Below are 25,473 nucleotides of genomic sequence, written 5' to 3' on the forward strand. Positions count from 1 at the left end.
AATAAAGAACTTATATTTATAATAGTAGGCGATCGCATTTTGTGGCTCTATTTGGTAAGTCTCCTTCAATGATTTCTAAGGTTTCTAGGTTAAATAGGGCGTTATACTCTCCATAAATCCCATGAAAATAGGGAGGTGGATGATCTGCAAAAAAGAGTTTAATAATAATTCCATAATTAGACTTTAATTTTATTTCTCTTTTTCCATTAAGATCATAAAATTCCTGTAAGAATAGCAACAATGCCGAGAATTGTATGGCTAAAGGTAATGCTATAAAGATTTTTAAAGCGATTATAATGATAACCCCAATACAGACCTATGATTAAACTTAATAATACTGTTAGTAGGTCTTGATAGATACTATGAGCAAAGCTATAAAGAATAGAAGTGATAATGATGGAATATTGATTAACTTGAATTTGAGTGAGTCGGTTAAAAAGATAGGAACGGTATAAAAATTCCTGTAATGGAGATGAGAGTGAAATATAAAATACATAGAAATACCAGGGAATACTGGTGTTATCAATTCGCATTCCATATTTAAGATAAAAGGCAATCATTAAAACGGAAGATGTTATGGTTACGGGTAAAATATTTTTAATCGCAGGTAATAGATTTTGATGATTAAAGCCTAAATCTACAAAAGGAATTTTATTGATCAGTGCTAAACCGATAATAGAAACTCCTGTAATGGTTAATACTAAAAAGCGATCGCCGAAGGGAATAACCTTTGTTAGAAGCAAAACAACAGGTAGGATATACAGAAAAATGATCACTACAAAAATTGTTATTTGTGATGAGGATAAGAGTTTCATTAGTGCAAAAATTTTATTAGTTTATTGAATTTCAAAAGGGAGTTTGAAAAAGATTTTCCGTCAATCAAAAATTTAATAATAGGATAAATGAGTATCATTAAAAAGCAAAACAATCCAGACCAAGTGATAAAGAGGCTTTTACTTAAAAAACCAAACCATTTATTGATGATTAATATATTTAATGGTTCTAATAAAAGTATTGCAATGAAAGGAGTAACAAACATAAAAAATACAATAATTTTATGTTTCAATATTTTGATTTTGGTGGTTTTATATATGAAATAGGTAATAATAGATAAGAAAAAAATAATAAATATGTGGACGAGACTTCTGAGGTTTCCTCCCTGATTTGTCTGGAATAATAAGTGTTTTACCTCTTGAGTATAGTAATTATCAAAAGGTATCCAGAGAAGTAATCCTATGTAACATGAGAAAATATATTTGATATACTTATCAAAATTAAATACAGAGTTATCATTACGAATATTTTCAACTAGAAAAGCTAAAAATTCAAAAGCACAGAAAAAAATCGCCCAATAATTTAACATATAAAAAATACGACTTATTGAGTAATAATTTGACCAAATTTTATGGCTATGAGCGATGTTAAAAAAATGATTTTTATTAGCTTGATTATCTCTGTTAAAAGATTGGATAACGCTCTTAACAGCATCTTCAATATTCTGTTTATCTAGAGTTATTTTTCCCTCTAAATTGATTTGATTTATCCATTGAGTAGGTATTTGTGATCTATCAATATCTTTGCTACTTAAAATAGTAGTCAACTTTTGATTGTCAAGTATGATGGTGCTATGAGGTTTAATTTCAAATAAAAATACTGGATCGGAATATACTTCAAACATGAGAGCAATGAAGCTTACAATAAATACACCAATAGTAACTCTCCAAATTATCTCTGTTTTTTGGCGTATTAAGCTAAACGCTCGATAGAGAGAGTAAAGTGATAGAGGTAAAAATAGTGAAGGATAGACAATTATATGGGGATAAAGCTGTGTATAAAACCGTAAGGTATTAAGACTTCCAAACTCTCCTAAAATACTTAATGGCAATCCAACTGCTATAATGATTAAAAAAACTAATAAAATTAATTCGACTTTGGGACTAAAGCGACGTTCTATAAACAAACTATCCCAAGTTAACTCAGGGGCTTCTGGATTAGCAACAATAACGGGTAGCCAACTTTTTCCTGATGGTTCAGTTCCCTTATCGTATTCAGATAAGAGTTGTTCACGGGCATAGCGCATGGAGGCAAATATAGATTTTTCCTTTTCAACAAAAGCCTTCAGCAAATGCTTAAGTAATGTACCCGCGAAAAAAGAATCAACTCTTTCCCGCATTACGATACAGTAAGGGAGATTGAGAGATGTCAGTTGATTGGCTAATCCTAAACCGTCACAGGAGTTAAAAATTGCCAGTTGCAGCTTATCATTAATCAGTTTTTGCATCCATTTAGTTAATTCATTAATCTCAATTTCTTGTTTTTGGGGTTTTCGATTATCATCTAGCCAACTAATTTGAAGCCAGCCAATTCTACCGTCTGGATTACTGTGACTATGACCTGCAAAAAAGAAGATATGCCAACCTGTTTGGTCTTCTAAAGTTTCAATTAATTCTGAGTAATTAGGTTGATAAAGTGTCTTGATAAAAGCACCATATTTTTCTAATTTATTAAGAGATTCTTCTTCCTGTCTATATTCATTATTTTCGTCTAATTCGTTATCTGCAAAAATAGCTAAAATCCGAACTCTTGCATCTACATAAATAGTTTGCTCTTGTTCGGGACGAACGAAATCAGTGGCACTAACAGATAATTCTGTATTTTTGTGCAGACGAAATAAAGGCTCTAGAAATTTCCATTCTTGCCAAGGAAAACTTCTTAATATTCGATCTTCAGTTTGTATGAAAAGTTGAATTTCTTCTTTTAAATTTGAGTATTTTTCTAAGGTATTATGGATTTTTGAATCTACTTCGCCTTTTTCGTTAATCCAACTCTGAGGAGCCGTTAACCATTGATTCATTTCTTTTTTTAAATTTTCAGCTAGTTTTTCCAAACTAATATTACCATCGGTGTTTAATGGTTGTTTAGAAAGAGATTTTGCTTCAGGTCGTCGAGGGGAGTCTGGAATAATATAATGTTTCCAGATATTAAATGTCTGACTAAGTTGCTCTGGCATAATTGAAAGATAAGAGCTTCTTTCTTCGAGGCGGCCTTTAGAGTCAGAGATAGTCAAAGTGACAGGTAGAACTTTCTTCTGGTTTTGCAACTGAAGACAGGAACCAATTTTGAAATAAATTTTTTTCGACATAGTAATCTCTTTTTTATTCTGGAAAACTCTCTATTACTGTAATTTTATTGAGAGTAAAACTAATTTTAAAATAATCATTATTTTTACAAATAAAGCTATGTCCTACTGTAAGATCAAGAATGTTAGTTTGATGATTAGTTTTTTGAGAGGGGAAAAATTCTCCTTCTTCATCAAAGACAGAAACAATGAGGTTTTCAGGCAAATAACCTTTACCATTTTGAGGTCTGATTTTTAAATATATCCGAATTTCTGTGTCGTTAATCTCGTCAATTGTAAAGATTAATTCAATCAGGTGTTGATTTAATTGAATCACTTTTTTTCGACTAGTTGAATTACCAAGTGCTGCTGTTTTAAATCCTTGATTTCCGAGACGATCTAACCAAAAATCAAATAGCGAATTTACCTCATTTTTTATGGTTTCAATAATAGGCGATATTGTGGCGATAGCAGACTCTTGATCTGTCATTGTATTCGGCGGAACTTTAGCTATATCTACAATTTTAACCTCTGGAACAATTTCTTCTTGTTCTGTTGTATTTTTTTTAAAACTAAAGGCTTCTAATTCTAAAATAGAAATACCGAGTGCCTTTTCTAATTCACCAGACTCATATAGTCCACATAACTGATCAAACATTTGATAATTACCCTTCAGTTTAATTGTAATATTTTGATTTTTTGTATTGACTTGATCAGACATGATTTACTCCTTAGTTTTATTGTTTTTTAATGTTTTTGAGTTTAACAATTTCAAGAAATTACTTGGTCTTTGAAAAATAATCGTAACAATCTTTAAGTCATAGATTATCGTTGTTAACCTATTACCTCTATATCTTCCTCCTTAATATCAATTCCAAGAAGTCTGAATACTTCAACTATTATTGAACGACTGATTTGATTTTGAGGTGTCTTATGAAGCTTAATATTAATACCAAGCTCTTCGTTGTTAACTGACGTGTTGGTATTTTTTCTATAACTCTGAGTGACATTACACTCAAGGTAGAGACGAACTTGCGCCCAATCACTTACTTTTTTACCAGCCAGAAAACTGACCCATTTATAAATGCCTTTAGATACATCTCCTCCAATCTTAGTTAAATGTAAATAGCTTTCTATCTCTTTGACATCATACCCTTGTAATAGTAAACATAACCAACATTTTTCTTTAGATTTTAGTTTTTTGCCTCGTCTTTGAGCAGACCTCCATGCTTCAGCAGGGACTTTATTAATAGATTCATACTCATCTTGGAGACAGAGTACACATTCTAGATCCGTAAATAATCTATCTAAATCCCAATCCCTTTGAGCTTGGGGACAAATAACACAAAGTAGTTTAGGAGCAACGTCGCATTGCTTAGTCTCTGTTTGGCTCATAAGCTAATTAATAATTTTTCGCAAAATCAAATATATCATAACCTCTCCCTCACAATCTCCAACCAAGGTTGGGAGCTATCTAGAGTAGCCAATATTAAACTGTTTTATAAATAACCCAAACAAGAAAGACTTTTTGTTTGTAAAAAATCACTCAATATACTTCTCAACTTTTTATGACCCTAATTTTGGGTTCAACACGATTAACTTCGGAGATGATTAAATGCGTAGTTCAACACAGACCTTACTCACAAGTGGCAGTATTGCTGCGGTTGCTGTCACTGCTCTCACCGTTTTTATCGTTTACAAGGTTAAAGAAGCCTCAGCCTTCCGCTATGAGTCTTTTAAACAGGGACAAATAGCTTATCAATCCGTTAATTGTCCAGAGGCAACATCTCATTTTACTCAGGTTGAGCAAACGGCATCGTTTCCATTTAATAATTTTGATGGTTTGACAGACCGCGCACAGCAAAAGATAGCAACTTGTTCTGCTTTTATGACTGCCAATCAGCAAGCAACTCAGGCCAAGCAACAAGGAAATTTATCAAAAGCGTTCGTCACTTTATCTAATTTTATTGAGCAACATCCCAGCGATGAGTTGACGAAGGCAACACTTTCTTCAATTACTGCCCTTTTCAGCAACTATAAATTGGTACAGTTAGCAGGGATTGAATCTTGCGATCGCGTTGATAACTTGGTAAATGCGAAGGTTATTCCCAATGCGAAAGCGAATACCCCTCTTTTCTACTATTCATGTGCTAAGTTTTACGCTAAAAGTGGTCAAAATGAACAAGAATTGGGTCAATATCAACGTTTTCTGAGTTTCTCGCCGAGGCATTCTCTATCCCGAAATGTCCAGATAGCGGTGGCCAAGAATGCGAACATTTGTTCTCAGGTTTCGACATTTCAGAGTATCCCAAATATTCGGAACTTGCCGTCTTTAATGCCTGTGGTTTATATGAATTGTTCACTTGCTTACTACAATACTATTGCTTATCCTCAATCTAAAGAATTTCTGAAGATTTTGCGGAAAAATTATCCTAAACATCCCCTTTCAAAAGTGGCGAATAACTGGGTTTTTTCAATTAATCAGGAGATCAAAACAGTTAAGTCCGAAATTTACCAATCTGGTGAAACAATCAAGAATAAAATAATTGGCTGTACAACTCCGGCGGTGTTGGGATTTGGTTGGGTTGTTGACGTTATGGAAAGCTTAACGGGAAGGAGTTGTGGTCTAGAAGAAAAACTTGAAGATTGGGAGCGTTACGGTGGCTTAATTCCTTGGTTTGGTGAAGCTAAGGGGCTTGGTAAGGCAAAAAGGGTTTATGATTTCATTCAGGTCGCCTCCCGTTGGCAGGGCATTGAGCAAATGCAATCTGCTGCACAGGATGATCAAGCTCTCTTTGAATTGTTGGAAGACAATCAAATGGTCGAATTATTTGCCCACCATAACCCTAAACTTCATAAATTGGTGGTGCCTCGTCTTAATCAGCCGATTGATACCAGCCAAAATACCCAGTTTTTATCTTACCTTAATTGAAGTGCGGAATGTGGGTTTAAAGATAAAACAATTGTAGAGTGGGCAATGCCCACCCTACAGTTTTTGTGAAATTAATTTTGTGTGCTTAGCTTACTTAATAAAGAAATTATTTTTCTGCTGGTTCAATGCGGAATCTTTCCACAGATGCCAATAAATCACGGGAAATTCCCACCAGATTTTGTAATGATCCCGCCACCCGTTGAGATTCTTGGGACGTTTCTTGGGCCGTTAATTCTACCGACTGCATAACCTGGCCCACCGCTTTAGAATTTTCCCGTTGTTGAATAGTATCCCCGGTAATCGAACGAACGAGAGTATTAATATGGTTAGATACTTCAATAATATCTTCAAGAGAGCGTTTAGCCTGTTCTGATTTATCCGTTACGTCAATTACCTGCTGAATACCTTCTTCCATAGCAGTCATTACCGAACCCGTCTCACTTTGAATTTGTAGTACAATTTGTTCAATTTCCTTCAAAGATTTCGCCGAACGATCAGCCAACTGACGCACCTCATCCGCAACGATCGCAAAGCCTCGTCCCGCTTCCCCTGCTCTTGCTGCTTGGATCGAAGCATTAAGAGCGAGTAAATTGGTGCGTGAGGCAATTTGAGAGATCAAAGCCACAATTTTAGAAATTTCCTGAGATGCTTCCGCTAAGCGTTTCACCTTACGGGTGGTTTCCGATACCGTTTCCCGAATTTGCAGAATACCCGCCACCGTGCGTTCTACCGCTTCACCCCCTTTAAGAGCCGTTACGGACGAGGTATGAGCCACTTCTTCCGCTTCACGGGCATTTTCTGACACCCGTTGAATCGATTCCGTCATCACCTGAACCGAATTAAGGGTAACGGCTAATTCTTCCGCCATGCGTAGGGCATCACTGGAATTATTGCGGGCAAATAATTCACTATCCGTCGAACTTTGGTTAACCTGTTTTGCTGTACGTTTGACCTGGGCCACAATTTCTCGGAGATTATGAATGGTGAGGTTAAAGGCATCAGCCACTGCTCCTAATACGTCTGCCGTCACCTCAGCTTCTACAGTTAAATCCCCTCTAGCAGCCCCTTCCACATCATCCAGGAGACGAATAACTTGCCGTTGTAGATCTTCTCTTGCTTGTTCCGTTTCCTCTGCCCGTTGTTGGGCCTCACTGGTGGTGGTTAAGATAACACGAGATAGTTGATTAAAACTGGTGGATAACTGTCCTAATTCATCTTGGGAAATCACCGTCGCCTTAACATTGTAATCCCCGGCATACATGGCATCAAACTGAGCTTGTAAATCATCCATAGTGCGCTTCAATTGATAGGCACTGATTAACCCAAAAAAGAGAGTAGTGCCAAAACCGGTCAAACCGCCGACTAAAGCCAGTAGAAACACAGGGCTACCCGATTTAGACTTTTTCGGCATTGAGAGCGGTTCCGGTTCTGGGGAAGCTTGAGCATTTTTTGGGGCAGTCTTGGGGGGGGTAGAAGGTTTTCCAGGTTTAGCCACTTGCTCAGGGGACTGAGTAGGAGAGACAACTTCTGCCGTTTTTGGTTTAGGGGTAGTCAGCCAAGCCAAACCACTGACCAGTAAAATGGCTAAAAACGAAACGGCACCCGTGGCACCGGCCGCGATCCAAGGTTTATATTTGAGGGAAGCATTGATGAACCAGCCCAAATATCCTGGGGAGCCTTCCACCATCAGTTTAACCCCCTTAGCTGAGTCATTGGAAAGGGAAGTCTGATTCATCTCATCAGGTTTCACCCAATTAACCGTACCAGTAGTTTGCTCCCCTAGGAGATCTCCCGTTTGCAACCCCAGATCGCTACTGAGATCCCCAGTGGCCTGAGTAAAGAGATCGGAGTCTGGTAGCTGAGAAGTTGCCTCAGTAAAATCAAAATTAGACAAATCTTCTAACTGATCTTCCTCAAAACCCCCAAAATCATCGAAGACGGGGTTTTGTTCTCGCAGTTTACTCGATGCCATCGTTGGTGTGGCTTGAATGGTGGGTTCATCTTGTGAGGGATAACTCGACCAATCTTGGCCAGCTTTTTGGCTATCACTGTTATAGGATGAGGAGGGTTTCCCATGGCTCAAAGGGGATTTGTTGCCCAAAACTGGTTGATCTAACCCAGACGATACCAGAAAGGTGTTGTCATCATTTGAGTTAGTCCTAGCTTCAGTTTTGAGATCTTCCTCATCGGAAAAGGAAAAATTTGGGAGATCATCTTCGTCAAGTGGGGGCCAAGCTTGATCCATTGACGAAGTAGGGTTAGGCTGATGGGGAAAAGGATTGATCTCGCTTAGGGTCGAAAATGGGTCTACCGCCATCTCAAAGGTCGTTTCTCCCCCATCATCAGCCGACTTACGCCCCTGAGATGCCTCTTGCCCGATGGTGGGTTCTCCTAAATCATCCTCATTAAAGACGGCACTATCCCAGTCCAGTCCATCGAGATCAAAATCATTGCCCCAGTCTGTTTGCTGTTCGTTGTTTGGCCATTCATGGCCATTAGAGTCCTCAAGGGCAAGCTCTGTTTCATCTGGGTTAAATCGGGGCCCTTCGTTTTCCGTGGCTGTCTGAGTTAAGTAAGGGCCGCCTGATTGGGCTAATAGTTGTTGGGCTTGTGTTAAGCCTTGATTAGCACAATCTAGTAAATCTTTGCGTTCTGTCCGTTGCAGAACAGATTGATATTGTTTACAGGCGGTGTCATATTTACCAAGACTAAAATAAATATGACCCCTGAGTAAAAGGACATCAGGATCTTCGGGAAAGGCTTCCCCCATTGGCTCCATTAAGGTTGCCGCTTCTTCGTAGTTTCCCTGTCCATAAGCCACATAAGCTTCATTATATAATTTTGCATAGTCTGTCCCTGATGCCATTGCCTCTCTCCTTTGTCGTTAATCTGGTCAGTTATGAGCTTTCAGTTATGAGTTATTTGTATTGGTATCAATAAACGGTGATTGTCTGTTTCTTTAAGCTGCCCATCGTGCCGAACGTAAAATCGCTACATGGTCTAACAGCCTTAAAATTTGTTTTCTATCCTCATTGAGTACCCATTCCCCTTGAACATAACCAGCAATATGATCGGCTACATTGGTTGGGGCCTGTAATTGTTCGCTATTGAGCCATTCCATATCTCCTAATTTATCGATAGCTAGGCCTAAAATGGTTTCTTGTTCCTCCACGGCAATTACGGGAATTTCTGGGCGATCGGTTCTTAATGGGGTTGTATTGCCAAGAAATTGCCCAAGATCCGCCACCCAAATCACTTGACCTCTTAAGTTAAGGGTTCCTAATAGCAAGGGGGAAGCATTGGGAATGGGAGTAATGCGATCGGGGGTTTGTTGCATCACCTCCCGAATGGCAATGGCCGGCAGAGCAAATTCTTCCTGGGAAGGGAGATGAAAGCGTAAATGTAATTCTCCTTCAGGGGTTTGCAATGCCTGAATTTCTGAGGAGAGATCTTGACCGTTTCCTGTTACAAATTCTGGATTCCCAACCATGTTTTTTGTCCCTTAGCTTAATCCGTATTTGTTTATTGACGTAGGAGTTGTTGAATCGTCCCAATGAGTTCAATATCTTCAAAGGGTTTGGCAATATAAGCATCTGCTCCCTGTTTTATGCCCCAATAGCGATCAAATTCTTCCCCTTTGGAAGAACACATCACCACGGGAACATTTTCGGTTTTGGGATCAGATTTGATCCGACGACAGACTTCATAGCCATTCATTTTGGGCATGACAATATCTAAAACAACGAGATCGGGACTCGATTGTTTAATACTTTCCAAGGCTTCTACCCCATTCCCCACTACAACTACATTCCACCCATTCTTTTTGAGGATGCTGGAAATCATTTCTTGTTGCACTGGGCTGTCTTCTACCAGTAAAACTGCTCTCATAAGGTTTTCCCTAATTGCTGAGTTAATAGAACATTTAGACTTAATGGGTTCTCAGGGTGAGATAAATTAACTGATGGCTCAGCATTTCAGTCCCCAAGTGTACATACTTAATTTGCCCAAATTTTGCAGGAAAAGAACATTGTCCCTAGGAAAAAATTTTTCTCGCTTATTTGATTAATTATTAGTTTCAAGCTGAACATATTTTTCAATGAGCATTAATAGCTCTTGCTCCCCGAAAGGTTTGGTGAGATAATCTGTTGCCCCCACCATGCGCGCTCTAATGCGATCGGTAAATCCTTCTTTACCTGTGAGCATAATGATCGGTGTGGAGCGAAACCGACTCGAATGTCGCAACATGGCACAAATTTCGTACCCGTCTAATTTGGGCATAACGAGATCACATAAAATTAGATCGGGGTTTAATTCAAAGACTAAACTTAATCCTGCCAAGGGATCGTTAATTAAGGAAGTTCGATAGCCGTTTTTATTTAAAATCCCTTCTAGGGTTTTGCCAATGGTTAAATCATCGTCAAAACAAACAATATGAGGCGGCTTACGGGTTTCTGTTTTTTCCCAGTTGGTGGTGAGTTGGGGAGAGTCAGGGTTAGGGGATGGGATCACCTGTAACCAACCCCGTTCAATGTAAGGATAAACCCCTTTGGCCAAGGTTCCTAAATCTCGTTGTAAATAGCGTGAGAGTTGACGGAGGGAGGTTTTGCCATCGGCCCAGTGTAATAATTGTTCATAGGCTTTTTCTGGTAAGGCCTCACGTAATTTGTCCTCATGGGCGATCGCCAGACATTCTTGAGGACTTTGCATGTGAGGATGTAATTGTTTCCATTGTTGGACTTCTTTCATCATTTGAGTGACTAAAGGGGCAATTTCGAGACTGGTTAGCAGGGGATCTAAAGCCACACCTATCTCAAAAATAAAAGCCCCTTGATGTAAGCTCAGTAAGTCAAATAAGGTTTCACGTACCATCTGTTGAATGATACTGCGGCCTTGATCGGGAGTGATCAGATTAAGTTTAATTAACTGCCAAAGATAAGCATATTCGATATCATTGTTAGTGCTGATAGTTCCTAACTCTAACTTGGGTAAGGTAATCTCTTGTCGATAACGATACAAATATTCTTGTAAACGACGACAACTACTATTTTCCCCATTGGTGGTATAGACAATTTGGCCATTGACGAAAAAAACGAGCCAAAATGTCCGCTGATCATCAACATTAGGGGTTAATCTAGGGGTTTTCTGGGGTAAGGACTGAAAATTTCTTAATTCTCCCGAAGTTGTTGGCTTCGCTTCTACTAAAAGTTCTCCTGTACGCTGTCCTAATTCAATGAGTTGCAGGATACTGCGAAGATCAATTTCATTTAACGTTCCCTGCATAATTAGTTAACATGATAATTTTGAAGTCTTGGGAGCAGAGCATTATCCCACTCTCTTTTAGTTTAATGGAGATCGGGATAGGGACATTATGAATAAAAACAATTCTGATCGAGATTGCTAAATTTCCTGCTAGGATTGAGAAAGTAAACATTAAGTTAATCATCGTTGACTGTTGAGAAATCAACCGATCTAGAACTTTGATTCTCCTCATGGAAGGTATATTGTTTGTCCACTTCAATGGTCAAAAATTTGGCGTGACATGAAAATTGGTCAATTTTTGCTTCTTTTTAGTTAAATTCTGCTGATGAAAAAATGACAAGATCAGGCAAAGCAATCTTTTCAGGGACAGAAATCCAAGGATTAGATCTTCTGGGTTTTCTGAGATCCTTCGACATCAACTCACTGTCAACCATCTAGGCAAAAGCAATATCGAGAGGATTGTGGTTCGTGCTATACCTTGCAGAAGTCAAAAAGCAAACAAGAGGATTTATTGGTAGCTCTCGGACAGAACTCAAGCTTTTAGCTTGTCAACACAACGATCAAACCTGGAGTTCTGTCCCTGGAGATGAAATTATTGCCATTGAAAAGGAATTGGATCAGGTGGGAGAAGGGGCCCTATTGATGCTCAATTTGGGCAATAATCGTCAAATACAAGGGGAACCTGAACGGGCCGGACCGGAGTTGGTTCGTCAACTACAAAAGTTGTCTCGTCTCTCAGAAAAATTAAAAGAGCAGCAAGAAGAAACTGAACAGTGGAAACAATCTCTGACTTATCAAAGTCAGGAGTTGACTCGTCGAGAAATGGAGATGGAGACACGCTTAGAACAGTTGGAGGAGGTTGAAAAGGAACTCTCTCAAATTGAACGTCGTCGTCGAGAAGCAGAATCGGCTTGGGACAGAGTTGAACAAACCCAAGAACAACTGCAAGATTTTCAACGCCGTTTTGGGGCGGTGCTTGATCTCCCTGGACAAGAGGCGGAAAAAATTCAACAATTGATTAGTCGTCTGGCGGACAGTTCTTCTGGGGTAGAATCCCTAAATCAACCCTTACAAGGGGCGTTAGCTGCGGTTGAGGGTCAACAAGAAATTCTCAATGGTTTTTGGCAGCAACTTGATAGTCTCAAAGCACAAGTTCAACAAAAACAACAGCAAGTTCAACAGCAGGGAGATGTACTAAGAAGTCGTTTCCAAGCCCTCGAAGAAACTCGCACCTCCTTGGAAGGGTCTAAAATTCAGTGGCAAGTCCAGCAAAATATCCTCAGCAATAAACAAGAACTATTAAACAAAATTAATTGGGATTTACAAACCACTCAAGCTTTACAAGATACCCTGGAGCGTTTAGCGTCAGGGGCGGGGGATGTCGTCTCAGAGTCGAAAGTGGATGTGGTGGCTTTGGAAAATATGCCATTAGGGGAGTTAGAAACCATTGTCCATAATCTACAGGCAGATTTAGAGAAGTTGGTGCGTTTTGTTAACGATCAAGAAGAAGAATTAACCGTTCAATGTCAAGCCGTTCAAGCATTACAAGACAAACTAGCAAAAGCTGGTGACTTTGAACGTATTGATCTTGACCAGGAATTCGCAGAAGAACTTGAAAGAAAGCAATTTTTAGATGAAACTCTTGTGGGTCAACGGCGTAATCTCAAAGAAAGACAAGAGGTGATTTTACAACATTTACGGGTATTACGTCGCCGTCAAGGAATTATGGATTTTGATGGGGGTTCGACTACCATTAATTTAGACCCTGTTTTTAATCAGTTAGAAGAATTGGCCAATAATACGGAGCAAGAACGTCAAAAATTGGAAACAGAAATTGAGCATTTACAACACAGTGTGCAACAAATTCAGGAAATGATTAAGCAACTGGATACAGAACAAGCTCAAAAGACACAAAAACTCCATATAGAAGAAGCTCACTGGCAACAAGCTCAAACACAAGTCGCTCAACTTCAAACTCGTCTCAGTCTTTACCAAGAAGCCTTACAACCGCTACAGAATCAAGTTGATGAAACGAGACATCAATTAGGGATTTTAGGACAGTGGCTTAATCCTTCTTAGAAGTCAGTAGGGGCTTAATAATATTAAGCCCCTACTGAAGTTAGTTACTTCCCCTCCTGGGAGGGTAGGGTGGGTTGACGAATGCTATAGCTTACCCCATCACCCTTTAAGTAAGGCTTTCAATTCTTCTGTAGCTAAACGAGGGCCATAGCTGGTAACAATCTGAGAAGAAGCACGAGAAGCTAAATCTCCCGCTTGAGTATAAGTCATGCCATGGGTGATCCCATAAAGAAAAGCTCCGGCGTACATATCACCTGCGCCGACGGTATCAATCGCTTGAACAGGATAAGGTGTAATTTCCAGAATTTCTTGACCATCAAAAATTATAGACCCTTGTGAGCCACGAGTGATGGCAAACCCTTTCGCTAAGGTTTTAAAATGTGCGATCGCCTCCCCAAAATCCGATGTATTAGCCATTTTTAGGGCCTCAGCTTCATTAGCAAAAATCAAATCCACCCCTGATCCAATAATATTTAATAATCCTTCTTTAAAAAATTCCACCATATTGGGATCTGAGAGGGAAAAAGTGGTTTTTACTCCCGCATTTTCGGCAATTTCTCGCGCTTTAATAGCGGCAGTTTTGGCAGTGGGAGAAGTCACTAAATACCCTTCCATATAGAGATATTCGGAGTCTGCGATCGCATCTGGGACTAATTCTGCTTGGGAAAGACCACTACTAATGCCCAAAAACGTATTCATGGTACGATCAGCATCAGGAGTAACCATAACTAAACACTTTCCGGTGGTTCCCGTTTCCTCCTTACCATCATGAACATTGGTATCTAACCCACAGGTTTGTAAGTCTTGTAGATAAAAAATTCCCGCCTCATCTTGAGCGACTTTACAAGAATAAAATCCTTTGGCCCCAAACTGACTAATAGCAACCATTGTATTCGCTGCTGAACCGCCGCCGCTTTGTTTACAAAGATTTCCATTTAATTTGTCAATAATCTCCCCTTGACGAATTTCATCAACTAGAGTCATTACCCCTTTATCAATGTTCAATTCTTGAAGTAAGGAGGGAGTAACAGCAAACTCCATGTCAACTAAAGCGTTACCGACACCATAAACGTGATACTTTCTACCCATGAACTTTCCTTGTTGTGATTATGTTAATCGTTTTTTGTAGATCAAAGCGACTATATTTTAACCTAAGCGTGATCCCTATTCTAAAGTCTGATTCATTATTTAAGCTAAGATATAACAAGGATTACTCAATTTAAACTTCAATGATTACCCAAAGGACGAGAAACACTTTGCGATGGTTCCGCTTTTTACCTTACCTTGGGTTAGGGGCATTAGTATTTTCTCTTAACTCTCTGACAGTTGGGAATTATTGGATTAAGGGTTACTTCGTTTTATTAGAAGCCCAAATTGGACTGGTTATTCTTTATTGGATGTTAGCTCATCTTAAGGACAAAAATTAGGATTAGTTACTGTAAACCTCTTACAAGATTATTTTGGCTTTTCTTTTCCTCAATTAACGTAAGCTAGGAGAAAACATGAAAAATAGATTAGTAGCCGCCTTACTTGCTTTATTTTTAGGATATGTAGGCATTCATAAATTTTATTTGGGTGAGAATTTAGCAGGAATATTATACTTGATTTTTTCTTGGACATTAATCCCCGGTCTTATTGCTTTTTTTGAATTTTTAGGATTAGTTTTGATGTCAGATCAGTCTTTTGATGCTAAATTTAATTATCAGTATATTACTCCTAGTCAGCCTAAGTTTGAGGAATCTTCTAGAGATAAAGCTGCAACATTAGTTGAGCTTAAACGGCTTTACGATCAAGGAATTATTACTGCGGAAGAATTTGAAGAAAAGAGACGGAAAATTTTAGATTCTATTTAAGATATGAAAATTAATTGAGATAGATTATGTCAAAACTTCCTACTCATCAAAACAATAATTCTACTTGGTTTTGGTTGGCTTTCATTCCTGTTTTTGGGGGAATAGCAATTGCTTATGCAGGACAGAAAATCAAACAGAATAATTTGATTTGGGCGGGCATTGGTTGTGTGATTGCCAGTTTTTTATTATCTTCTTCTGGGATTATTTTAGTAATTTGGTTATCGCAAATCGGATTAGCTGTTTATCTGAAACAAAAATTTTTTCTGATCAATAAGCCCATTAAAGAGAATTTTACGGGGAGAAATCTCAAGTATTCATCAGAAAAAAAACAAGACAAAATTGATATTAATACCTGTTCTAAAGATGATTTAGTGTATGGTTTAGGCCTACCTATTGTCTATGCTAATGATATTGAGGCGGTTCGCCATCAAGGTTATATTTTTACTCAGATTGAAGAATTATCAGATATTGCTGGTTTACCGCAAAATTATGTCCAAAAAATCGCTTCTTTGATTACCTTTACCTATGACTTAAATCAAGAATTAGAGGTATCTTGGCGACGGTTAAACGCTTATTCTCAACATCAATTAATTGAATGTGGAATTGAGCAAAAGACAGCAGAAAAAATAGTTGAAGAACGAGACAAAAATGGGTCTTATCAATCGGTTATTGAAGTACAACGTCGGACAGGAATTCCTCTAAGTTGTTATCAACATTTGATTTAATTACTCAATTTGTAGAGGCGGGTATTTGTCAAAATCTCTGGATTCTCACAAATAAGTTAAATAAACCCGCCCCGTTGCCTTGTCAAACCGTGAGCATTAGGACTTAACCCCTTCACCGTAGCAAGGTGTTACAATTGCTTCAACTTGAACCGTTTGCTTTTGAGAATCTACTGAAGTAATAGCCCAACGTAGGGGTTCACCCTGTTTTTGCAGTTCCCCTTCAATCGCTTGTTGTAATTTTAGGGGAGTTTCTTGTAGGTCAATTTCTGCGGTAATAAAATGAGTGGTCATAGTTAAAGATTCCTGATAGTTACAAGACTTACGTACACCTACTTTTTTCCTTTAACAATCCTCCTAAGACTATTAATCTTATTCCACTGTAACACTCTTAGCTAAATTACGCGGTTGATCCACGTCTAACCCTCGTCTCGCAGCAATATGATAGGCTAATAATTGTAAGGGAATAACCGCAATAATAGGTGTTCAACAATTGACAATGAACAATGGACAATTGACAATTACCTCTACCTTTTAGGTAGAGGATTGAAAATAAGGAAAAATTTTTTAATTTCTCCCCTTAAAAGAGGAGGTTTTAAACTAAATTAACCAATTGTCCATTGTCAATTGTCCATTGTCCATTGATAAAAGTTCATCCACATGGGGAACAAATAACAAATCATTAAAGGTTGATCTCGCTTCTGTATCACAGGGCTATTTCATTCTCTAAAACGCCCTAACCTTAAAGGGTTGGGCTATAGGAACAAAGCCCGCGCAGGCGGGCTATCCAACGAATTATTAATATTTGAGCCTGCGTAGGCAGGCTTCATTCGTATAGCTCCAGGCTTAAGCCTGCGAGCATTTCAAAAGAATGAAATAGCTTGATACTAAGAAAAAAGAAAATTTTATTTATAAACTCTCAAAAAGCAAAAATTGGAACAGTAGATGAGTTAATAGCAGACTTGTTAGAGGAAGACGATGAGAATAGTTTGGAATAATCGTTTTAAACGAGCTTTCAAGAAACTTATTAAAAAGAATCCTGAGTTAAAAAATAAAATAACCAGTGTTTTAATTTTATTAGCAGAAGATCCTTTTACTTCCTCCTTGAAGTCTCATAAATTAACGGGTAATTTATGAGACTTGTGGTTTTTTTCTGTCACTTATGATTGTCGTATTATTTTTATCTTTTCGCAGGATGAAGACTCAGAGGAATCTTTAATCATCTTAGTTGATGTTGGTTCCCATGATGAAGTTTATTAACTCCCTTCCCTTAGCCATAGTCGGTTATCACGGATAGTACGCCGAGTATACTACCCATGATTTTATAAATCAAACTAACAATTATTCCACTGTAACACTCTTAGCTAAATTGCGAGGTTGATCGACATCTAAACCGCGACGGGCAGCAATATGATAAGCTAATAATTGTAAGGGAATCACTGCAATAATAGGTGATAAAAGTTCATCTACATGGGGAACAAATAACAGATCATCAAACGTTGATCGCGCTTCTGTATCATCAATTGATGTTACCCCAATTAACCGAGCATCCCTGGCTTTTGCCTCCTGTGCATTGGATAATACTTTATCATGAACTACTCCAGGCATTGCGATCGCAACTACCGGAACTTTAGCATCTAATAAAGCAATTGGCCCATGTTTCATCTCACCCGCAGGATACCCTTCAGCATGAATATAACTGATTTCTTTTAATTTTAATGCCCCTTCTAAAGCAATGGGAAAATTAATACCCCGTCCCAAAAAGATAAAGTCTTGTGTCTCAGCAAAATCATGGGCTAATTCTTCAATTTGTTCCCCTTGTTTTTCGAGAATTAATTCAATTTGGGCCGGTAATTCTCGTAACCCTTTAATTAACCCTTCAAGCTTATCTAACCCTAACTTACCTCGACGATGAGCTAAATGTAAAGCCAAGCAATAAAAGCCCATTAATTGCGCTGTAAAACTCTTAGTTGCAGCGACTCCAATTTCGATCCCTGCTTGAGTATTAATAATTCGATCTACCATGTGAGCGAGGGTACTTTCGGGACGGTTGGTAATGCCTAAAATTCGGGCATCATTAGGAAATTTTAAGCCCATTCTTCGCTGTTTTTCCATCTCCAATGCTGCCAAAGTATCTGCTGTTTCCCCTGACTGTGTTACCCCAATAGTTAAGGTATTTGCTAACATCGGAGCAGGAGAATAACGAAACTCTGAAGCATATTGTACCATTGTAGGAATTCCTGCTAATTGTTCTAGCAAATATTTCCCAACCATACTGGCATTCCAACTGGTACCACAGGCCACAATTTGAATATAATCTACATTCTCACAAATGTCTGCTGCTAACCCTAAATCAATGGGACTATTTTCACTCCCATCTTGAACATTCCAGCTAGGATTAAGATAGGTTTCTAGACAACTTCTCACTACCGAAGGTTGCTCATAAATTTCTTTGAGCATGAAGTGACGAAACCCTTGTTTTTCAACCGTTGTTAAATTCCAATCAAGGGTACGAGGCAGCTTTCTCAGACGTTTTAGGTTGAAATCGTAAACTTCTACCCCAAGGGCGGTTAAACGGGCAATTTCCCCATTCTCCAGGGACAAAACCGCAGGGGTATGAGGGACAACTGCTGTCACATCAGAAGCGCAGAAAAATTCCCCTTGACCAAACCCAATAATTAACGGGGCCTGATTTCGTGCCACAATGATTTCATCAGGGTAGTCTGCACAAATAACGGCGATCGCAAATGAACCATTAAGACGATGAATGGTCTTTTTTACTGCTTCTAGTAAACCATCATAATCAAAGGTATCAGGTAAATATTGAGCAATTAAATGGGGAATAACTTCTGTATCAGTTTCAGAGGTAAATTTACACCCTTTACTGATTAAATCTTCCCGTAATTCTTGATGATTTTCAATAATGCCATTTTGTACCACAGCCACCCGTTTTTTGTTATCTGTATGAGGGTGGGCGTTATTTTCTTCGGGTTTTCCATGAGTTGCCCAACGAGTGTGGCCGATACCCATTTGAGAGGGGTTGACTTCCCGTTCTAATTTTTCCTTTAGGTTATACAGTTTACCTTTGGCTCTGGTACAGTGAATATTGCCTTCTAAAACTGTAGCAATACCTGCTGAATCATAGCCTCTGTATTCTAACCTTTCTAAACCGCCGATTAATACCTCGGTTGCTGTTTGAGTGCCAATATAGCCAACTATTCCACACATAAGTTTAATTTAGAAATTTATTAATTTTATTAATTATCAATGATTCGGTGAATCATGACCATGTATTTTAGAACATCGTAGGGGTCAACGGCCGTTGACCCCTACCTTAACCTATGAAGACGTAAACTATCAATTTTGGGTTTCATCGAACTTTTAACAGTTGCGATCGCTGAATTTTCAATAACCATAAAATTAATTATACTCACCTACTTAAATAACACCAGCATTAATAACGGTAATAACCCCTAGAATATTCCGTTTTTAAACAAATACTTGACAAAATCAACGGGGGGGGGTAGAATACAGGCGTTGTTGGCCATAATATCAGGTTAATTCTAGTTTAAAGGCTCTTTTGCTCTTAGATCCTGATTATTTTGACAATTTTATTTATTTCCTGTGAGGACTTGCATTGAATGAAAACATTAACTAAACTTGCATTAGGAACTGTCGTAGCTTCTACTGGTTTGATGGTAGGTTACGCCCCTGCACAAGCTGCTTTACTCGGTGATACAGTGTCAGCAGAATTGATTGGTATTGGTGTTGGAACAATCTTAAATCAAACGGCTACAGTGGTTGATCCAGGGATTGAATTTACTGTTTTTGGGAATCAGGGCGCTAACTTAAATTTAGATGTCAAAAGCGATTCTTTTGATATTATCTACAATTTAACTACCCTGCCTGGCATCGGTTTTCCTTCACGTTGGATTTTGTCTGATCTTGATTGGGTAGATGCCCCTGGAATTGTAACTGGAGTAACATTAACATCAGGTAATGCTAGTCTAATTTCTGGAATTTCTTTTACCGATGACTCTATTACTATTGATCTTCTAGACGTTACTAATCCACCACCATCACAAACTTGGTCATTTGCCATTCAAGCTCAACATGAAACTGTTCCTGAACCTGGTACAATTTTAGGGTTATTAACCTTAGCTGGATTAGGGTTAGGTTCTCGTTTTAAGCGTAATGTTGGTTAGGTTTACAATAACAATTTAATTAATTGATTTGTAGGGACATAATAGTATTATGTCCTGATTTTTTTTTTGCGGTGTCGTTGCTAGTAATCTCATTGCTTTAGTCCCAATTTATTTGCGATCGCTGCTGATAGACAACTGTATAGACAATTTCTGTCTCTTGAGCCAATTTAGCCCAACTAAAGCGATTTGCTAAATCTTTATAGGCATTGTCTGCCAACCATTGACCATAACCTGGATTTTTCAAAATTTCTAAAATTCCCCAAGCTAAAGAGTCCGGGTTATCAGCATGGGTGACAATGCCTGTCGTTCCATGATGAACAACTTCAGGGAGTCCCCCTGTATTAGATACTACCACAGGGACTCGCGCGGCAAAACTTTCTAGGGCCACAATGCCAAAGGGTTCGTATAAACTGGGAAAAACGGCACAATCTGCGATAGTTTGAAACTTGTCTAAATCTTCATCAGACATAAACCCAGTAAAACAACAGCGGTTAGAGATGCCCAAATTCCAGGCTTCAACTTGTAAATGATGGGTATTACCCCCACCAATAATAACTAATTTAGCATTGCCCTGCATTTCCCAAAGCACTTTGGCCCCGGCTTGCAAAAGGATAGATACCCCTTTTTCGCGGGTCATACGACCAACATAATAGATAATTTGTTCATGATCGTGGGCAAAACGACGGCGAAAGGTTTGATAATCAAACTCAGGATCATGTCCTTTTTTTTCGGGACGGATGCCATTATAAACCACGTCCATTTTATCCCAAGGGGTATTAAAGGCCCGTTCCAGTTCATGGCGCATATAATCACTACAAACAATCACCCGCCAGGAATTATAAATTAAGGTTCCCTCTTTGCTGGCAATGTAGCGTTGAGTATCGGTATGAATGCCATTGTAACGACCATATTCTGTGGCGTGGATGGTAGAAATAAGAGGAATTTTAAACAGATGTTTAAGGGCGATCGCCGCATCTCCCACTAACCAGTCATGGGCATGAATCAGATCAAAATCCTCTTTTTCTTGGATTAACTGACCGCCATGATAGCCCATGCTATTGTTCATGTTAGCTACCCAGGCAAAAAAATTATCCCCTCCTGCTACGGGAACCCGGTAGACATGAACACCATCCACTAATTCATAAGCAGGTGCTTGGCCGAATTCAACCGTGATTAAATGAATTTCATGGCCTAAGTTAACTAATTCTGGGTATAATTCGGCAACATGACGGGCAATTCCGCCCACAATTCGCGGGGGAAATTCCCAAGTCAATACCAAAATTTTCATAACTTCCCTGTCCTCGGCAATTCAATGAAGCCAATAAGTCTTAGGATGATTCAGAGAGTTTAACGAGAACCCCTGGGGATTTTTGGATAGGTAATACCTCTAAAATATCCCTTTGAGCGCAGTATTTTAAGTCCTCGTTACAGTTTAAGCGTAACAATCGCTGACCATGACTGGAGCGATGAAACATCTCTAGTAGATTATCATGCCATTGACTATAAAGGGCAGTGGCGGCGATCACTTCGTCATTGCCGACGCTAATGGCTTCAGCATTATCGTTAATTAAAGCATAGGCGATCGCTCCAGCACAGACCGTATCTTCTAAAGAATAGCCGCCTTCCCATCCTGAGCCTACTAACCAGACGGTTTCGGGTTGGGTTTTGAGGAGGTACTTTACCGCTGCTTGTCGGTTGATCATAGCTGCGGTGATCACGGTTGGAGCTTGTTCTACCCGTTGTAGGGCGCGGGTTCCGTTGGTGGTGGTAAGAAAGAGACGTTTATCCGTAACCCGTTCTGGGGTACAGTCTAGGGGAGAATTGCCTAATTCAAAGCCTTCTACCTTCGCGCCGCCTCTTTCTCCGGCTCTGAGGCGTTTTTCGGGTAGCCACTGTTTACTGACTTGCATTAATTGGTCGATGTCGCTAAAGGTTTGCACTGCTTCAGCACCTGCGTCTAAGACAGTGGCAATGGTGGTAGTTGCCCGTAGTACATCGATTACCACGGCACAGTCAGGTAGACTATCGGGAGGCGTTAGTTCAGGGGTATGGTAGACAAAAAGCTTCACGTTGGCACTTAGGAACAATTGATAAATCAGGGGATGAGTTCCTTTATAACTCCTGACCGACAAAAAAGCAATCAATTAACTCCGTCGCTATCTTCCCCCAACGCTTTTAAGGTTTTTATTTTGGGCGATCGCCTCTGTAATGGTTGGCACTAACTTAATTGGGCAACAATTTGATTATTGGCCAACTGATTTTGTGTTAATAAATCTTCAACATTAATTCTTAAAAATCCCTGGTCATCTACCCAAAATTGTAACTTAATTCTATCATTTCCAGGAGAACCTAAAGGATCTAATTGGGCAATATTTCTCGCCCCATCTCTATCGTTTAAAGGCTGTACAGTTGTTTCTCCATTACTGATAGAACGAGTCACCAAACGATCACCATCAAAATAGACTTCTGTTCCCCCTATTTCTGCCCCTAATTCCCCGATAATTAGTTCTATACTGGGTTGATTTTCAATCGATGCTCCTAACATAATTTCAATGGGGTTAATCATCGGATAAGCTTGCCCTGATTTGATGATAGGATGCCAACTATGACAGTTTTTTCGACGGTTCCAATATCTTATACCATAACTATGATATAAGAAGTCTTTGACCTCAAATCCTTGGGCTAATTGTAGGGCCCCTTCAGCAATAGCTTCAAAGGGGCGATCGCATTTAATCTTTGACTGCTCAAAGTATTGTTTGATCCAAGTTTGTACGGCGGGAATTTGTACTGTTCCCCCCACTAATAACACCCCATCAATATCATTTTTTTCAATGCCATTTCTTCTTGCTTGCTGCAAAACTTGGGTCATTAATTCATCTAATTTCTCAAAAAATTGTTGTTCTTTTAAAATGGTTTCAAATTGTTCTCTGTGTAAAGCTAATTCATAACTATCAAAGGTTTGATCATTAAAATAAACTTCATTAGCTTCAATTTCAGAAGATAACTTAATTTTTAACCTTTCTGCTAATCTTAAGGTTAAGGAAGATTTCGGCAAATTTTGAGTATTAGCAAAATAATTAATTAACCAATCATCAATATCAGATCCGCCTAAATTCGAGCCAGCTTTTGCTAAAACACGGGCAATTTTAGCCTTTTGTCCCGAACTTTCCCCTAATAATTTTTGTCCCCATTTTAAAATAAATCCTTGATTTTGTTGCTTATTTTCTGCCCCTAACTGCACTAAAGATAAATCAATTGTTCCTCCTCCAAAATCTACAACTAATAACAAACTTTCTTCCTTAGTTCCATAGCCTAATGCTGCTGCTGTCGGCTCATCTAATAGCCTCACCTGTTCAATATTCCACCCTTGGCAAACTTTACTTAACCAATGACGATAGGTTTCAAAACTATCAACTGGAACCGTTAAAACCAAAGAATCTAACGGCGTAACACTTTCACTTTTTATCTGTTTAATTAAATCACTTAAAAACCATTCTCCCACTTTTTCAAAAGTAATTAATTTGCCGTCTAATTCTGGTAAAAATCCTTGAATAGTTGCCCCAATTCCTCGCTTAAACTGTCGAAAAAATCTGGGATTATTAGATAAATCTAAACCGTGATCGCGTACTTTTTGACCCACTAATATTTGTGCTTGCTCCGCATTTTCAATATAGACTAAACTCGGAATTAAAGGCGGATTATTCCCTAATTGTTGACAAACCCCTGGAAGTTTAACTATTTCTGGGGTTTCTGTGACAGGGTTTAAACGGGTAATTACTGTGTTGCTGGTACCGAAGTCAATGGCGTAGGACACTTTGATTTAAACAGTTGTAAGAGACAGCAAAATGATAGCTAATTTTATTAGAATAGCAAAAGATGTTCTCAAATGACAAGATAAACTATGGGAACAAGATAATTATTAAACCTTGCCCTATTTTATTCAAGGATTTTCAACGTGATCCCATGGTCATCTGTTAATAAAGACGACTCAAAGCATAATCTACTAAATCAGTTAATGACTGAGCAGAAACAGACGGTTGCAGACACTCAATATGTTTGAGAGCTAATTGAGCATGATAGGCGGCTAATTCCCGCGATCGCTCAATTCCTTGGCTGTCTTTAACGATAGATAACGCCTTTTCAATGTCTCCTGTTTCATTAAACTTTCGTTCAATTAATGTTTCTAAATAAGGATGTTCCTCCATTGCGAATAAAGCAGGTGCGGTAATATTTCCACTGATTAAATCTGAGCCTGCGGGTTTTCCTAATACCTCAGTTGAGGAGGTAAAATCTAAGATATCATCCACAATTTGAAATGCTAATCCTAAATAACGCCCGTAGGCAGAAAGATTATCAATTACTTCAGTAGATGCCTCACTTAAAATCGCGGCTGATTTAGCACTATTAGCAATTAAAGAAGCGGTTTTGTAGTAGCTTTTGTCTAAATAAGCATCCAAGGTTAAACTGGTATCAAATCGATTAATACCTTGAAGAATTTCTCCCTCAGCAAAATCTCGAATCACTTCTGACAGCAGTTTTACTACTTCTAAGTTATCTAAATTGGCTAAATACCAAGAAGATTGAGCAAATAAAAAATCCCCAGCTAACACCGCAATTCGGTTATCAAATAAACTGTTAACGGTGGGAACATTACGCCGCAATTGGGCTTCATCCACCACATCATCATGAACAAGACTAGCGGTGTGGATCATTTCCGTGATTTCTGCTAATCTACGATGACGTGGGGTAATTTCACGCTCCAACATGGTAGCCCGTGAAACTAACAAAACAATGGCTGGACGAATCCGCTTACCCCCGGCATCAAAAAGATGTTCAGCGGCTGCCCCTAAAATGGGATGACGGGCCCCCACTAGACGTTTGAGGTTATCTGTGAGAAGACACAAATCGTTGTCAACGGGAGAAAAGAGAGAGGTGGTTGAGATCATTCGGTTAGCCAAACCTGGTTATTCAGTTACGAAAGTTTACATATCCTTGTATTTATTTTAAGCTAACCTTCCCAGACAAGGGAACTGGATTTGTCATTTTCTTGGCCTAACCCTCAACAAACTCGGTGAAATCCCTAAAAAAATCTTCCATTTATGAATTCTTATGTTAAGTTAGTAATAAGGGTTTTAAGAATTTCCCCCCTCACTACTGAAATGCCCCAGATGCCTATTTAATCTAGGCGGTTTTAGGAGGAGAGGGAGAGTCAGCAATTTTTTTGTTGCTGATGGGTCGCCAAAGGGCCTTAATTTGTGGTGCTTTAGCTTTGATCGTAGTTGACAGTAGACAGCAGTGGCCTAGC

The 25,473-nt window shown here is 38.8% G+C and carries 22 protein-coding genes and 1 pseudogene; 7 read left to right on the forward strand and 16 right to left on the reverse strand.

Annotated features, from left to right (window positions below):
• Window positions 1-16: 16 nt before the first annotated feature.
• The 5 genes from VB691_RS17970 to VB691_RS17990 all read right to left on the reverse strand — a co-directional run bounded on the left by VB691_RS17970 (window position 17) and on the right by VB691_RS17990 (window position 4,513).
• Entirely contained in the window at window positions 17-238 is a 222-nt protein-coding gene (locus VB691_RS17970) for a DUF4160 domain-containing protein (RefSeq protein WP_323292892.1), read from the reverse strand.
• The gene (locus VB691_RS17975) at window positions 213-815 is read right to left on the reverse strand and encodes a CPBP family intramembrane glutamic endopeptidase (protein ID WP_323292893.1); all 603 of its coding nucleotides are present in this window, start codon (window positions 813-815) and stop codon (window positions 213-215) included. The genes VB691_RS17970 and VB691_RS17975 overlap by 26 nt, the downstream gene beginning before the upstream one ends.
• Entirely contained in the window at window positions 815-3,142 is a 2,328-nt protein-coding gene (locus VB691_RS17980) for a hypothetical protein (RefSeq protein WP_323292894.1), read from the reverse strand. Before VB691_RS17980 ends, VB691_RS17975 begins: the two co-directional genes overlap by 1 nt.
• 13 nt (window positions 3,143-3,155) lie before the next feature.
• Window positions 3,156-3,839 (reverse strand): DUF1822 family protein, encoded by a 684-nt coding sequence (locus tag VB691_RS17985; protein ID WP_323292895.1) that lies wholly within the window; start codon window positions 3,837-3,839, stop codon window positions 3,156-3,158.
• Window positions 3,840-3,952: 113 nt separating this feature from the next.
• A complete protein-coding gene (locus VB691_RS17990) occupies window positions 3,953-4,513 on the reverse strand; it encodes a hypothetical protein (RefSeq protein ID WP_323292896.1) in 561 nt (186 codons plus the stop codon).
• A 220-nt stretch (window positions 4,514-4,733) separates the two neighbouring features.
• Here VB691_RS17990 and VB691_RS17995 point away from each other — a divergent pair, with 220 nt between their 5' ends.
• Window positions 4,734-6,050, forward strand: coding sequence for a hypothetical protein (locus VB691_RS17995; protein ID WP_323292897.1), 1,317 nt, complete (start codon window positions 4,734-4,736; stop codon window positions 6,048-6,050).
• Between the two features lie 106 nt (window positions 6,051-6,156).
• Here VB691_RS17995 and VB691_RS18000 read toward each other — a convergent pair whose 3' ends face one another.
• The 4 genes from VB691_RS18000 to VB691_RS18015 form a co-directional block, all read right to left on the reverse strand.
• Entirely contained in the window at window positions 6,157-8,916 is a 2,760-nt protein-coding gene (locus VB691_RS18000; RefSeq protein ID WP_323292898.1) for a methyl-accepting chemotaxis protein, read from the reverse strand.
• Window positions 8,917-9,009: 93 nt separating this feature from the next.
• Window positions 9,010-9,540 (reverse strand): chemotaxis protein CheW, encoded by a 531-nt coding sequence (locus VB691_RS18005; RefSeq protein WP_323292899.1) that lies wholly within the window; start codon window positions 9,538-9,540, stop codon window positions 9,010-9,012.
• Between the two features lie 32 nt (window positions 9,541-9,572).
• On the reverse strand, window positions 9,573-9,938 hold the full coding sequence (locus VB691_RS18010) for a response regulator (RefSeq protein WP_323292900.1): 366 nt from the start codon (window positions 9,936-9,938) through the stop codon (window positions 9,573-9,575).
• Window positions 9,939-10,112: 174 nt separating this feature from the next.
• Entirely contained in the window at window positions 10,113-11,330 is a 1,218-nt protein-coding gene (locus VB691_RS18015) for a response regulator (protein ID WP_323292901.1), read from the reverse strand.
• A gap of 447 nt (window positions 11,331-11,777) precedes the next feature.
• Here VB691_RS18015 and hmpF point away from each other — a divergent pair, with 447 nt between their 5' ends.
• Complete coding sequence (hmpF, locus tag VB691_RS18020; protein ID WP_323292902.1) at window positions 11,778-13,388, forward strand: pilus motility taxis protein HmpF; 1,611 nt, start codon at window positions 11,778-11,780, stop codon at window positions 13,386-13,388.
• Between the two features lie 99 nt (window positions 13,389-13,487).
• Here hmpF and VB691_RS18025 read toward each other — a convergent pair whose 3' ends face one another.
• The gene (locus VB691_RS18025) at window positions 13,488-14,477 is read right to left on the reverse strand and encodes an adenosine kinase (protein ID WP_323292903.1); all 990 of its coding nucleotides are present in this window, start codon (window positions 14,475-14,477) and stop codon (window positions 13,488-13,490) included.
• Between the two features lie 140 nt (window positions 14,478-14,617).
• Here VB691_RS18025 and VB691_RS18030 point away from each other — a divergent pair, with 140 nt between their 5' ends.
• The 3 genes from VB691_RS18030 (at window position 14,618) to VB691_RS18040 (ending at window position 15,966) form a co-directional block, all read left to right on the forward strand.
• Window positions 14,618-14,815: a hypothetical protein gene (locus VB691_RS18030; protein WP_323292904.1), complete on the forward strand. Its 198-nt coding sequence runs from the start codon at window positions 14,618-14,620 to the stop codon at window positions 14,813-14,815.
• Between the two features lie 75 nt (window positions 14,816-14,890).
• Window positions 14,891-15,241: an NINE protein gene (locus VB691_RS18035; RefSeq protein ID WP_323292905.1), complete on the forward strand. Its 351-nt coding sequence runs from the start codon at window positions 14,891-14,893 to the stop codon at window positions 15,239-15,241.
• A 26-nt stretch (window positions 15,242-15,267) separates the two neighbouring features.
• A complete protein-coding gene (locus VB691_RS18040; protein WP_323292906.1) occupies window positions 15,268-15,966 on the forward strand; it encodes a helix-hairpin-helix domain-containing protein in 699 nt (232 codons plus the stop codon).
• A 96-nt stretch (window positions 15,967-16,062) separates the two neighbouring features.
• Here the strand turns inward: VB691_RS18040 and VB691_RS18045 are convergent, their stop codons facing one another.
• Window positions 16,063-16,257 (reverse strand): hypothetical protein, encoded by a 195-nt coding sequence (locus tag VB691_RS18045; RefSeq protein WP_323292907.1) that lies wholly within the window; start codon window positions 16,255-16,257, stop codon window positions 16,063-16,065.
• A 684-nt stretch (window positions 16,258-16,941) separates the two neighbouring features.
• Here VB691_RS18045 and VB691_RS18050 point away from each other — a divergent pair.
• Window positions 16,942-17,223 (forward strand): annotated as a pseudogene (locus VB691_RS18050) (type II toxin-antitoxin system YafQ family toxin).
• Window positions 17,224-17,304: 81 nt separating this feature from the next.
• Here the strand turns inward: VB691_RS18050 and glmS are convergent.
• A complete protein-coding gene (gene glmS, locus VB691_RS18055) occupies window positions 17,305-19,191 on the reverse strand; it encodes a glutamine--fructose-6-phosphate transaminase (isomerizing) (protein WP_323292908.1) in 1,887 nt (628 codons plus the stop codon).
• A gap of 413 nt (window positions 19,192-19,604) precedes the next feature.
• On the opposite strand from glmS, the gene VB691_RS18060 reads away from it, so the two are divergent.
• The gene (locus VB691_RS18060; protein WP_323292909.1) at window positions 19,605-20,168 is read left to right on the forward strand and encodes a PEP-CTERM sorting domain-containing protein; all 564 of its coding nucleotides are present in this window, start codon (window positions 19,605-19,607) and stop codon (window positions 20,166-20,168) included.
• Between the two features lie 97 nt (window positions 20,169-20,265).
• Here the strand turns inward: VB691_RS18060 and VB691_RS18065 are convergent, their stop codons facing one another.
• From VB691_RS18065 to sds, 4 genes are all read right to left on the reverse strand, one after another.
• Complete coding sequence (locus tag VB691_RS18065) at window positions 20,266-21,456, reverse strand: glycosyltransferase family 4 protein (RefSeq protein WP_323292910.1); 1,191 nt, start codon at window positions 21,454-21,456, stop codon at window positions 20,266-20,268.
• A gap of 40 nt (window positions 21,457-21,496) precedes the next feature.
• Window positions 21,497-22,237, reverse strand: a complete 741-nt coding sequence (locus VB691_RS18070; RefSeq protein ID WP_323292911.1) for a 2-phosphosulfolactate phosphatase family protein — start codon at window positions 22,235-22,237, stop codon at window positions 21,497-21,499.
• A gap of 149 nt (window positions 22,238-22,386) precedes the next feature.
• Window positions 22,387-23,982: an Hsp70 family protein gene (locus VB691_RS18075; RefSeq protein WP_323292912.1), complete on the reverse strand. Its 1,596-nt coding sequence runs from the start codon at window positions 23,980-23,982 to the stop codon at window positions 22,387-22,389.
• Window positions 23,983-24,142: 160 nt separating this feature from the next.
• Entirely contained in the window at window positions 24,143-25,114 is a 972-nt protein-coding gene (sds, locus tag VB691_RS18080; protein ID WP_323292913.1) for a solanesyl diphosphate synthase, read from the reverse strand.
• Window positions 25,115-25,473 lie beyond the last annotated feature (359 nt).

The sequence above is a fragment of the Crocosphaera sp. XPORK-15E genome, from assembly GCF_034931425.1.
Taxonomy (GTDB): domain Bacteria; phylum Cyanobacteriota; class Cyanobacteriia; order Cyanobacteriales; family Microcystaceae; genus UHCC-0190.

Excerpts from the sequence above, each read along its gene's own strand:
- VB691_RS17975 (WP_323292893.1), bottom strand. The coding sequence starts at position 815 with ATGAAACTCTTATCCTCATCACAAATAACAATTTTTGTAGTGATCATT.
- VB691_RS17980 (WP_323292894.1), bottom strand. The coding sequence starts at position 3,142 with ATGTCGAAAAAAATTTATTTCAAAATTGGTTCCTGTCTTCAGTTGCAA.
- VB691_RS17985 (WP_323292895.1), bottom strand. The coding sequence starts at position 3,839 with ATGTCTGATCAAGTCAATACAAAAAATCAAAATATTACAATTAAACTG.
- VB691_RS17990 (WP_323292896.1), bottom strand. The coding sequence starts at position 4,513 with ATGAGCCAAACAGAGACTAAGCAATGCGACGTTGCTCCTAAACTACTT.
- VB691_RS17995 (WP_323292897.1), top strand. The coding sequence starts at position 4,734 with ATGCGTAGTTCAACACAGACCTTACTCACAAGTGGCAGTATTGCTGCG.
- VB691_RS18000 (WP_323292898.1), bottom strand. The coding sequence starts at position 8,916 with ATGGCATCAGGGACAGACTATGCAAAATTATATAATGAAGCTTATGTG.
- VB691_RS18005 (WP_323292899.1), bottom strand. The coding sequence starts at position 9,540 with ATGGTTGGGAATCCAGAATTTGTAACAGGAAACGGTCAAGATCTCTCC.
- VB691_RS18010 (WP_323292900.1), bottom strand. The coding sequence starts at position 9,938 with ATGAGAGCAGTTTTACTGGTAGAAGACAGCCCAGTGCAACAAGAAATG.
- VB691_RS18015 (WP_323292901.1), bottom strand. The coding sequence starts at position 11,330 with ATGCAGGGAACGTTAAATGAAATTGATCTTCGCAGTATCCTGCAACTC.
- VB691_RS18025 (WP_323292903.1), bottom strand. The coding sequence starts at position 14,477 with ATGGGTAGAAAGTATCACGTTTATGGTGTCGGTAACGCTTTAGTTGAC.
- VB691_RS18030 (WP_323292904.1), top strand. The coding sequence starts at position 14,618 with ATGATTACCCAAAGGACGAGAAACACTTTGCGATGGTTCCGCTTTTTA.
- VB691_RS18035 (WP_323292905.1), top strand. The coding sequence starts at position 14,891 with ATGAAAAATAGATTAGTAGCCGCCTTACTTGCTTTATTTTTAGGATAT.
- VB691_RS18040 (WP_323292906.1), top strand. The coding sequence starts at position 15,268 with ATGTCAAAACTTCCTACTCATCAAAACAATAATTCTACTTGGTTTTGG.
- VB691_RS18045 (WP_323292907.1), bottom strand. The coding sequence starts at position 16,257 with ATGACCACTCATTTTATTACCGCAGAAATTGACCTACAAGAAACTCCC.
- glmS (WP_323292908.1), bottom strand. The coding sequence starts at position 19,191 with ATGTGTGGAATAGTTGGCTATATTGGCACTCAAACAGCAACCGAGGTA.
- VB691_RS18060 (WP_323292909.1), top strand. The coding sequence starts at position 19,605 with ATGAAAACATTAACTAAACTTGCATTAGGAACTGTCGTAGCTTCTACT.
- VB691_RS18065 (WP_323292910.1), bottom strand. The coding sequence starts at position 21,456 with ATGAAAATTTTGGTATTGACTTGGGAATTTCCCCCGCGAATTGTGGGC.
- sds (WP_323292913.1), bottom strand. The coding sequence starts at position 25,114 with ATGATCTCAACCACCTCTCTCTTTTCTCCCGTTGACAACGATTTGTGT.